The organism is Pseudomonas sp. LJDD11, from assembly GCF_024584215.1.
GTDB lineage: Bacteria > Pseudomonadota > Gammaproteobacteria > Pseudomonadales > Pseudomonadaceae > Aquipseudomonas.
Genome location: NZ_JANJFL010000033.1, coordinates 17,559 through 27,714, shown reverse-complemented (window position 1 = coordinate 27,714; position 10,156 = coordinate 17,559). Strand labels below are relative to the sequence as shown.

8 protein-coding genes are annotated in these 10,156 nt (G+C 62.0%); 2 read left to right on the top strand and 6 right to left on the bottom strand.

Annotation, left to right across the window (positions count from 1 at the left end):
* Window positions 1-56: 56 nt before the first annotated feature.
* Window positions 57-497 (bottom strand): CBS domain-containing protein, encoded by a 441-nt coding sequence (locus NRB16_RS26160; RefSeq protein WP_045490858.1) that lies wholly within the window; start codon window positions 495-497, stop codon window positions 57-59.
* Between the two features lie 116 nt (window positions 498-613).
* On the bottom strand, window positions 614-3,193 hold the full coding sequence (locus NRB16_RS26155; RefSeq protein WP_257107302.1) for an EAL domain-containing protein: 2,580 nt from the start codon (window positions 3,191-3,193) through the stop codon (window positions 614-616).
* 112 nt (window positions 3,194-3,305) lie between these two features.
* On the opposite strand from NRB16_RS26155, the gene NRB16_RS26150 reads away from it, so the two are divergent.
* Complete coding sequence (locus tag NRB16_RS26150) at window positions 3,306-5,666, top strand: DNA polymerase II (RefSeq protein WP_257107301.1); 2,361 nt, start codon at window positions 3,306-3,308, stop codon at window positions 5,664-5,666.
* A gap of 198 nt (window positions 5,667-5,864) precedes the next feature.
* Here the strand turns inward: NRB16_RS26150 and NRB16_RS26145 are convergent, their stop codons facing one another.
* Entirely contained in the window at window positions 5,865-6,725 is an 861-nt protein-coding gene (locus NRB16_RS26145) for an NAD-dependent protein deacetylase (protein WP_045490864.1), read from the bottom strand.
* Window positions 6,726-6,833: 108 nt separating this feature from the next.
* Between NRB16_RS26145 and NRB16_RS26140 the strand changes: the two genes are divergently transcribed.
* Entirely contained in the window at window positions 6,834-7,676 is an 843-nt protein-coding gene (locus tag NRB16_RS26140; RefSeq protein ID WP_253112656.1) for a PhzF family phenazine biosynthesis protein, read from the top strand.
* Here NRB16_RS26140 and NRB16_RS26135 read toward each other — a convergent pair.
* The 3 genes from NRB16_RS26135 to NRB16_RS26125 form a co-directional block, all read right to left on the bottom strand.
* Window positions 7,673-8,512: a TIGR03915 family putative DNA repair protein gene (locus NRB16_RS26135; RefSeq protein ID WP_253140908.1), complete on the bottom strand. Its 840-nt coding sequence runs from the start codon at window positions 8,510-8,512 to the stop codon at window positions 7,673-7,675. The two genes, NRB16_RS26140 and NRB16_RS26135, sit on opposite strands and share 4 nt — an antisense overlap.
* On the bottom strand, window positions 8,509-9,729 hold the full coding sequence (locus NRB16_RS26130; protein WP_045490870.1) for a putative DNA modification/repair radical SAM protein: 1,221 nt from the start codon (window positions 9,727-9,729) through the stop codon (window positions 8,509-8,511). Before NRB16_RS26130 ends, NRB16_RS26135 begins: the two co-directional genes overlap by 4 nt.
* An 81-nt stretch (window positions 9,730-9,810) precedes the next feature.
* The gene (locus tag NRB16_RS26125; protein WP_253112650.1) at window positions 9,811-10,155 is read right to left on the bottom strand and encodes a nuclear transport factor 2 family protein; all 345 of its coding nucleotides are present in this window, start codon (window positions 10,153-10,155) and stop codon (window positions 9,811-9,813) included.
* Window position 10,156 lies beyond the last annotated feature (1 nt).

Sequence of the window (10,156 nt, the reverse complement as noted above, 5' to 3'; positions counted from 1 at the left end):
CCCGCTGCAGAGTGTTCTGCAGCGGGCTTTGGCTTTGGCGCCAACCCCCCGAGGGTTCACTCGCCGCGAATGTACTGTTCCAGCTGTTGAATCAGGCTCGCCTGTTCAGCGATGGCTTCCTTGACCAGGTCACCGATCGACAGCAAACCGAGCAGTTCGCCGTTGTCGACCACCGGCAGGTGGCGCAAGTGGCCGTCGGTCATGATGTTCATGCAGTCTTCGACGCTGCGTGAGGAGTCAACGGTGATGACCTTGCTGCTCATGATCGTGCTCACTGGCGTGCCGGCCGAAGAGCGGCCAAGCAGGACCATCTTGCGGGCGTAGTCGCGTTCGCTGACCACGCCGACGACCGCGCCGTTTTCGACCACGGCCAAGGCACCGATATTCTTCTCGGCCATCAGTTTCAAGGCGTCCAGCACCAGCGCGCCGGGTGCAATAGTGTGAACCTGACGGTGTTGTTCAGGCTTGAGTTTGAGCAATTGAGCTACGGTTTTCATGGCGCTCTCCAGTGGCGAGACCTTGTTATCAGGGACCCTTCTGCGGGGTGGTTAAAGCATCCGGCAAGCCATGAGCTGCCGCAAGCTTGAAAGCGCCTTGCAGGGGTGCGAAAGCGTCAAACATCCAGTGCGTGCACATTTTGCCCTTCGATTGCCTGAAGCAGCGCTGCCAAGGGCATCGGCCGGTTCAGGAAATAACCTTGAGCTTCGTCACAGGTCAAGTCCTGCAAGTGTTGCAGTTGCTGCCCGGTTTCCACACCTTCAGCGGTGATCGTCAAGGATAGCGCACGTCCCAGATCAATGATTGCCCGCACAATGGCACGTCCCTGGGCGCTGTGCTCGATTTCGCTGATGAAACTGCGGTCGATCTTCAGGGTGTCAAACGGCAGGTCCTTGAGGTAGCTCAGCGACGAGTAACCGGTGCCAAAGTCATCCATCGCCAGTCTGACCCCCAGGTGCTTGAGCGCCGTCATCAATTCCAGGCAGGAGGGCGCGTCCTCGATCACCACCCGCTCGGTCAGCTCCAGTTCCAGCCGGTGCGGTGGCAGCCCGGTGGCCGCCAGTACCGAGCGAATGCGTTCGACCAGGCCGCCGAGGCGAAACTCGATGGCAGAAATATTCACCGAGACCAGAACGTCGTCACCCCATTGCATCGCATCGCTACAGGCCCTGCGCAACACCCAGTCACTGAGCGCTACGATCAGGCCGTTCTCTTCGGCCAGGCTGATGAACTGATCCGGCATGCACAGCCCAAGCTGCGGGTGTTCCCAGCGGATCAGTGCCTCGGCACCGCAGATCCGCCCGCTGCTCACTGCATGACGGGGTTGATAGCGCAGGGTGAACTGGCCGTGCCTGAGGGCGATATGCAGGTCTCTTTCCAGTTCGCGGCGCTGCTGCATACGCTCGGTCATCTGTGGCTCATAGAAGCGCCAGGTGTTACGCCCATTGTGCTTGGCCTGATAGAGCGCCAGGTCAGAAAAACGCAGCAGATCATCCGGCTCAATGCCGTCTGTGGGGGCACAGGCGATGCCGATGCTCAAACCGATCGTGATCTCCTGGCCATTGAGTATAAAAGGCTGGCAGATGCTGGCGATCAGCGTCAGGCATAGCTGTTCCACCGCGTGTCGACTGGCCAGTGCCGGGGCCACCATGATGAATTCGTCACCGCCCTGGCGGGCCAGCAAGGCGCCTTGTGGCAGGCAGCGCGCCAGACGCCGGGCCACCTCGCGCAGCACGCTGTCGCCACCGCTGTGGCCGTACAGGTCATTAACCGGCTTGAAGTGATCCAGGTCGAGGCTGAGCAGGGTCAGCGGCATGCCCTGGTGAGGCAGTTGCTGCAACTGCGCTTCAAGAAATTCCCGCAACTGGCTGCGATTGGCCAGTCCGGTCAGGGCGTCGTGCCATGACAGTTGGCGCAGCCGTTGTTCAACGGCCACTTCCCGGGTGATGTCCGAGGCGCTGCCCTGATAACCGACTATCTGCCCGTCGTGCAGGATCGGCTTGACAGCAATCAGGCTGGTCAGGGTTTGCCCGTCGGGGGCTTGATGGGTGCAACGGATCACCGAGCGGGTCACGCTGGCGTGCTGAGCGTGGATCCATTGGTCGAGCCGTTGCTCGGGGCAGTCGAGCATTTCATCCAGACGGCGGCCCAGCCAATCTTGCGCCGCCTGCCCGGTGACGGCGGTAAAGCGTTCGGACAAGTAAGTGATGCGCAGGTCCGACGCGGTTTCCCAGAACCAGTCCGATGCGGCCTCGGCCACATTGCGAAAGCGCGCTTCGCTGCTGGCCAGGGCGCTGCGGCTGGCGCTGATCATGGCGTACTGCTGGTCCATCAGTTGCGCGTTGTTCAGCGCTCGCCGACTGATGCCGCGACTGACAAGCAACAGCGCGCCAAGCAACAGCAGCAAAATCGGCAACAGCACCCGCAGCAAGCGATGACCGGGCCGCTCTGGATCCCAGCGCAACAGCAACTGCGGGTCGATCTGCAATTGCGGCTGGCGGGTCGCATCTTGATGGTCGAGCGGTATGCGTAAATGAGCGATTTCGTAGCTGTTGCCCAGATGCTTGAGCTTTTGCGGACTCAAACGGTACGCCAGCACCAGCACTGACTGTACACCGGCCAGGCGTTGCACTGCCGGGTCGGTGCCAGGGGTCAGGCGGGCGGCGCTGAAAAACACCGGTTGACCCTGCACATTGAGGATCCGGGTGGCGACGTGTTCCTGGTCTTCGCTGTTGCGCGCATCCTCTATCAGGCTGGCCGGAAAGCTGCCGAGCCAGCTCTGTAGCGTGGTGTCGCTCAGGTTACCCTGGTCCAGAGCGTAGGTTGTCTGGTTTTGCCCATTGATCACGAAAACCCCTTCGAAGTGAAAGGTCTTGAACAGTGAAGCCCCCAGATTATCCCGGTCATAGGCCCACTCTGTGTCGTGTTGCAGGTGCAGGGCGCGATAGGCCTCACCCCAAAAGGCGTAGTCGCGTGTGGTGGTGATCAGTTGCTGGTGGGTTGCTCGCCAGAGTTTGTCCACCAGCCGTTGGCTGTGGTTGCTGGCATCGCGATTCAATTGCAGGGCAATCAGCAGCAGGGCGGCGACCATTACCAGTGAAATCACCGCCAGTAGACCCAGCAAGGCAGACAGGGTGCGCCTGGCAAGCCAGACATTGCGTGGGTCGGACTCAGGTGTTCTGGGTGCTGGGGGCATCGGGGCTGACTCCATCACACGACTACTGATCATTTATAGACCCGGCAACGCGACCCTGCGCGGGTGGACCGCGTAGAATGCCTGCGGTTTGCAGATGGGTGAGGCGAGAACGTTGGATTTACAGCGGGGTTTCATACTCAGTCGGCACTGGCGCGACACGCCGGCGGGCGTTGAAGTCGAGTTGTGGCTGGCGACCGAGCACGGGCCGCAACACATTCGCCTGCCTGCCCAGCCGGCAGTGGCCTTCATGCCGGCTGTCCAGCGTGAACGCGCAGAGGCCTTGCTGCGCGGCGAGCAGGGTGTGCAACTGCGCGAGCTGGAGCTGCGCGACTTTCGTCATCGGCCGGTGTTGGGTATTTACTGCAATCAGTATTGGCAGTTGCTGAACATCGAAAGGACCCTGCGCAAGGGTAACCTGGATGTCTATGAAGCTGACATCCGGCCGCCGGACCGGTACCTGATGGAGCGTTTCATCACCGCGCCAGTGCTGTTTGGCGGTACACCGCAGGCCGACGCAACGCTGATTGAGGCGTATATCCGACCGGACCCGGACTACCGGCCAGCACTAAGGCTGGCCTCGCTGGACATCGAAACCACCGAGCACGGCGAGCTTTACTGCATCGGGCTTGAAGGCTGCGGCCAGCGTCAGGTGTACATGCTCGGGCCGGCCAATGGCGACGCCAGTGGCGTGGATTTCAACTTGCAGTACTGCGCCAGCCGCGCCGAGCTGCTGCAGGCCCTGAACCACTGGATGGCGAAGCACGACCCGGACGCGATCATCGGCTGGAATCTGGTGCAGTTTGACCTGCGGGTGCTGCAAGAACACTCCAAACGCCTGGGCATCCCGCTGTTGTTGGGCCGTGGCGGCCAGCCGCTGGGCTGGCGTGAGCACGGCAGCCGTCAGCATTTTTTTGCTGAAGCCGCCGGCCGGCTGATCATCGATGGCATCGAAGCGCTGCGCTCGGCGACCTGGAGTTTTCCGTCATTCAGCCTGGAATCTGTCGCCCAGACCTTGCTCGGTGAGGGCAAGGCCATCGACACGCCGTACCAGCGCATGGACGAGATCAACCGCCTGTTTGCCGAGGATAAGCCGGCGCTGGCGCGCTATAACCTCAAGGACTGTGAGCTGGTCACGCGGATCTTCGCCAAGACCCAATTGCTCACCTTCCTGCTGGAGCGCGCCACGGTAACGGGCCTGTCGGCCGATCGCAGCGGCGGTTCGGTCGCAGCGTTCTATCACCTGTACATCCCGCTGATGCATCGCACCGGCTTCGTCGCGCCGAATCTGGGCGAGCGCATGCCCGAGGCCAGCCCCGGCGGTTTTGTGATGGACTCGCAGCCGGGCCTGTATGAGTCGGTGCTGGTGCTCGATTACAAGAGCCTGTACCCCTCGATCATCCGGACCTTTCTGATCGACCCGGTCGGTCTGATCGAGGGGCTGCGTGAGCCGGATGATGAGCGCTCGGTCGCAGGCTTTCGTGGCGCGCGCTTTTCCCGCACCCGGCACAGCCTGCCGAGTATTGTCGAGCGGGTCTGGCAAGGCCGCGAACAGGCCAAGCGTGACGGCAACGCGCCGCTTTCCCAGGCCCTGAAGATCATCATGAATGCGTTTTACGGTGTGCTGGGCTCCAGTGGCTGCCGGTTCTTCGACACCCGCCTGGCTTCATCGATCACCCTGCGCGGCCATGAAATCATGCAGAAGACCCGTGAGTTGATCGAGGCGCGTGGCTATCAGGTGATCTACGGCGATACCGATTCAACCTTTGTCTGGCTTGGCAAACCGCACGCTGAACCTGACGCGGCAGCCATCGGGCGGGGCCTGGTCGAGGAGGTCAACCAATGGTGGCAGAGTCATTTGCAAGCGCAGTACGGGCTGTCCAGTGCTCTGGAGTTGCAATACGAGATCCACTATTCGCGCTTTCTGATGCCGACCATTCGCGGTGCGCAAGAGGGTAGCAAGAAGCGCTACGCCGGGCTGGTCACGCGCAGCGATGGCCGCGAAGAAATGGTCTATAAGGGGCTGGAGTCGGTACGCACCGACTGGTCGCCGCTGGCCCGGGAATTTCAGCAGCAACTTTATCTGCTGATTTTCCAGCGCCAGCCTTATCAGGCGTTTGTCCGTGAATATGTGCGCCGGACCCTGGCCGGTGAACAGGATGAGTTGCTGGTGTATCGCAAGCGTCTGCGCCGCCGACTCGACGACTACGAGCGCAATGTCCCGCCGCATGTGCGTGCTGCGCGTCTGGCCGACAACTGCAACCAGCGTCTGGGGCGACCGCTGCAATACCAGCGTGGCGGCTGGATCAGTTACGTGATCTCCACCAATGGCCCTGAACCCCTTGAAGCCCGCCAGGCGCCCATCGATTACGATCACTACGTCACCCGCCAGCTTCAACCGATTGCCGACGCGATCCTGCCGTTCGTGAATGATGAGTTCGCCACGCTGATTGGCGGGCAACTGGACCTGTTCTAGCGGCAAGACTGTTCAATTAGGTGCTAAAAATCTCTGCGAGAGCAGCCGGCCGGCGCTCTGGTTGCTCGTGAAGAGGCCGGTGAAGTCACAGCATCTGCTGCGAGTTTGCCGCCGTCTTCGCGAGCAAGCTCCCCACCGGGGACATAAAGCGCTTAACTGAACAGTATTGGTTCCAGCGACAACCCTGTAGGAGCGACTTTAGTCGCGAAAATCGCGAAAATCGCGAAAGTCGCGCAAGCCAGGAGGCTCTGCCAGGCGCACAACCAACTGCGGCAATAGCTCTTCACACGGATCATCGAATTTCGCCGTCAACAACTCATCGGCGCGGGTAATGCCTTGATTGATGGCCAGGATCGGCTTGCCTTGCTCAGCCATGGCTTTGCACAGCCGAAAGGCCGACCAGGCCATCAGTGACGAGCCGACCACCAGCACGCCTGCAGCTTCAGTGGCCAGGGCCGTGGCGTCAGCGGCGGTCTGGCGGGCGACATTCTCGCCAAAGAACACCACATCCGGCTTCAGCCGCACGCCTTCACAGTGCGCGCAGGAGGGGACCTGAAAACCGCCGATGCGGGCCTCATCAAGCAACGTGTCGCCGTCCGGTGCCTGCATGGCCTCGACCTGCTGCATGTGCGGGTTATCGGCTTGCATCTGCGTCTGGATAAGCGCCCGATCGTACTGCGCCTGGCAATCGAGGCAGCGCACCCGGTGCAGGCTGCCGTGCAATTCAATGGCTGCACTGCCAGCGCGCTGGTGCAGGCCATCGACGTTCTGGGTAATCAGGCCGCTGATTCGTCCTGCGCTTTGCAGCTCGGCCAAGGCCAGATGCGCGGCGTTGGGTTGTGCCTGGAGGATTCTCGGCCAACCGAGCATGGCCCTGGCCCAGTAACGCTGACGCGCCGCCGGGTCGACAATGAACGTCTGATACATCATCGGCTGGCTGCCACGGCGCACACCTTGGCGGTCCCGATAATCCGGAATACCGGAGGCGGTGCTGATGCCGGCGCCGGTAATCACCAGCAGCGGGCGTTGCAGATACTCATAAAGCCTATCGAGGGACATACCGAACTCCAGACAACGTCATCTACCCAGTCTAATGATTATTGTGCTTTACCTCGGTTCAATCGCTATGCCACCCTCGCCAGCTTTAGTTTGGAAAGGATGCCCAGCGTGCGCCGCCACCCATTTCAGCAACTCGACGTATTCACTGACCAACCCCTGCAAGGCAACCCGCTGGCGGTAGTGCTGGAGGCCGATGATTTGGATGAGCAGCGCATGGCCGCGCTGGCCAACTGGACCAACCTCAGCGAAACCGCATTCCTGCTGCAACCCACTGATCCGCGGGCGGACTATCGGGTGCGGATCTTCACCACCCTCAAGGAATTGCCGTTTGCCGGGCACCCGACGCTGGGCGCCTGCCATGCCTGGCTGCAGAGCGGCGGGGTGGCCAAGGGCAAGGAAATCATTCAGCAGTGCGGTATCGGCCTGGTGCGCATTCGCCGTGACGGCGAGCTTCTGGCCTTTACGGCGCCGCCACTGTTGCGCGCCGGGCCGCTGGAACCGGCACTGCTGGAGCACCTGATTGCCGCGCTGGGGCTTACGGATGATCAAGTGCTGGATGCTCGCTGGGTCGACAACGGCGCGGGCTGGGTTGCACTGCGACTGGCCAGCCGCGAGCAGGTGCTGGCGGTTACTCCGGACTTTTCCCGGATCCTCGGCATGGCCGTGGGTGTTTTTGCCGCATGGCAGGCCGAAAGCGCTGAAGGCCCGGCCAGCTTTGAAGTCCGCGCCTTTGTCGGCGGCGACGGCATGCCGGAAGATCCGGTCACCGGCAGCCTGAATGCAGGCATTGCCCGCTGGTTGCTGGAGGAAGGGCTGGCACCTGATCGTTACCTGGTCAGCCAGGGCACAGCCCTGGGCCGCAATGGCCGGGTGCATGTGCAACGTATCGGTGAAGATATCTGGGTCGGCGGTGCCTGTGTGACCTGTATCGAGGGCCAGATCAGTCTTTAATTTGCCGGCCGGATTCTTTTGCCGGGCAGGGCGGCAACGCTGCTGGCCTGGCCGTCGCGTTGCTTGCCGGTGCGGGCCTGGCTAATCAGCTCCGGAATCAGCGGGCCTTCGGGCAGGTTCTTCCAGAACCGCGCGGGCAGATGGCCCTGCATGACCTTGGGGTTGAGCCGCGCCGGGTTGAAGATGTTCTGGTAATAGGTCAGCCACAGCGCACCTTCAGGGTCTTGCGGCTGGCGTGCCAGCGCTCGCCAGGCATCAGGGCACTGACGATGGTGGATCAGGCGACTGGCGTCGTAGAACACCGCATCCTTGGGCGTTGCAATCAGCCAGCGGTGGCGGCCCATGCGGCCGATAAAATGCGTGCTGGCACTGGCCAGGATATCGTGGGCCGGCTCATGCCAGGCGATGTAGTCCGGCACGTTGTCGTCTGGCCATGAGGTGCCTGACGGCACGGCGACGAACCGCAGGAAGGCATGCAGGTGATGGGCTTCGCGACTGACCTGCTTGAGCCGGCGCTGCAGTTCGCTGCCCAGTTGATCGCCGGCCAGCATGGCGCTGCGATCGCCATGGCTGACCCGCCATAACACTTCATACAACAGGCTCCAGCGCTGCTCGCCGCAATATTGCGAGGCGGCGCGCAGTTGCTCCAGCAGCGCCAGCGGCACCCGTGCCTGGAACGGGCCAAGGCCATCTGGCAACGCTTCGTCGCTGCCGAACAGGTCCGCTTCTCGCTCGCCTTGCCAACTGACCCGGCTCGGATCAATGCCGTGGCTGAGCAGCCAGCGGGCCTGTTGCCGCCAGACCTCGAACAGGTCGTCGCACTCCAGGCAAATCACGCCCAGAGCCCCAACTGTTGCGGTTGCGGACGGTCACGCAACTGCTGGTGCAGGCGCTCGCTGGGCGTTTCGGCCTGGGACGGCCGGTAATCGCTGGTGATGATGAACGGCCGGGCCTTGGCCAGCACACAGCGCATCCGCGCCAGGTCTTCATAGCGGATACGGCGCAACCGGCGCAGTTCGACCAGCCGCTGAGCGGTGCGCAGGCCAATGCCCGGGATGCGCGCGATCAGGCTGGGCTCGGCGCGGTTCAGGTCCAGCGGAAACACCTCCCGGTTATTCAAGGCCCAGGCCAGCTTGGGGTCGATGTCCAGCGCCAGATCCCCCGGCCCGTTGAGCAGCTCATTGGCCTTGAAGCCATAACCGCGCAACAGAAAGTCGGCCTGATACAGCCGATGTTCACGCAGCAGAGGCGGGGCGGCCAACGGTACGCTGCTCGGGCTGTTGGGAATCGGGCTGAACGCCGAGTAGTAAACCCGCCGCAGTTTGTAATGGCTGTACATGGACTGGGCGCTGCGCAGGATGGTGCTGTCGTCGGTGCTGTCGGCGCCGACGATCATCTGAGTGCTTTGCCCGGCAGGGGCGAAGCGAGGCGCCCGTGGCTCGCCCTGAACGTTCTGCTCGGCGCTGTGGATGGTGTGCATGGCCCGGCGAATCGAGCTGACGTTTTTCTCCGGGGCGAGGATTTGCAGGCTGCTGTCGGTCGGCAGCTCGATATTGACGCTGAGGCGATCGGCATATTGACCGGCCAGCGCAATCAATGCCGGGTCGGCGTCCGGGATGGTCTTGAGGTGAATGTAGCCGCGGAACTCGTGTTTCTCGCGCAGCAGACGGGCGACCTCGACCAGTTGCTCCATGGTGTAATCCGAAGAGCGGATGATCCCTGAGCTGAGAAACAGCCCGCTGACACAATTACGCCGGTAGAAGTCCAGGGTCAGGCGCACCACTTCTTCGGGGCTGAAGCGCGCGCGCGGTACATCGCTGGAGCGGCGATTGACGCAATACTGGCAGTCGTACAGGCAGAAGTTGGTGAGCAATACCTTGAGCAGCGAAACGCAGCGGCCGTCGGGGGTATAGCTGTGGCAGATGCCCATGCCATTGGTCGAACCCAGCCCGGCCTTGCCGGCCGAACTGCGTTTGGGCGCGCCGCTGCTGGCGCAGGAGGCATCATACTTGGCGGCGTCGGCCAGAATGCTCAGCTTTTCAATCAACTGCATGAAAAAACCCGATACTGTTTTTACATACAGTATCGGGCTTCGCCCTGAGGCTCAAGTGCCGCTGGTAAGGCCGGTGCAGGATCAGTGCTGCTGGTAGGCCGTCGCGTAACGCCGGTTGATGCTCACGCAATCGGCATAGACCTTGAGTGATTTACGGTATTCATTGCCGGAATTGGCCGACGACACGGGTTCTTCTGCCTGTCCTTCCCAGAACGGGCTGAAGTCGCTCTCGGCGCTGCCTTCGGTCTTGATGGTCTCGATGAACTCATCGAGAGTGAACCACTGCGGCTGGCCATTGCTGTAGCTCATGATCCGGCTGTCCGGGTGCATGGCGCGGCGCAACAGCGCCTCATCGGCGAAGACCATGCCTGCAACATAGTTACCGACGGCCTGTTCGATGTAATCGTCTTCTGGCGGAGTCATCATG

Coding starts and splice junctions, on each gene's coding strand:
- NRB16_RS26160 (WP_045490858.1), bottom strand. CDS start 497: ATGAAAACCGTAGCTCAATTGCTCAAACTCAAGCCTGAACAACACCGT.
- NRB16_RS26155 (WP_257107302.1), bottom strand. CDS start 3,193: ATGCCCCCAGCACCCAGAACACCTGAGTCCGACCCACGCAATGTCTGG.
- NRB16_RS26145 (WP_045490864.1), bottom strand. CDS start 6,725: ATGTCCCTCGATAGGCTTTATGAGTATCTGCAACGCCCGCTGCTGGTG.
- NRB16_RS26130 (WP_045490870.1), bottom strand. CDS start 9,729: ATGCAGTTGATTGAAAAGCTGAGCATTCTGGCCGACGCCGCCAAGTAT.
- NRB16_RS26125 (WP_253112650.1), bottom strand. CDS start 10,155: ATGATGACTCCGCCAGAAGACGATTACATCGAACAGGCCGTCGGTAAC.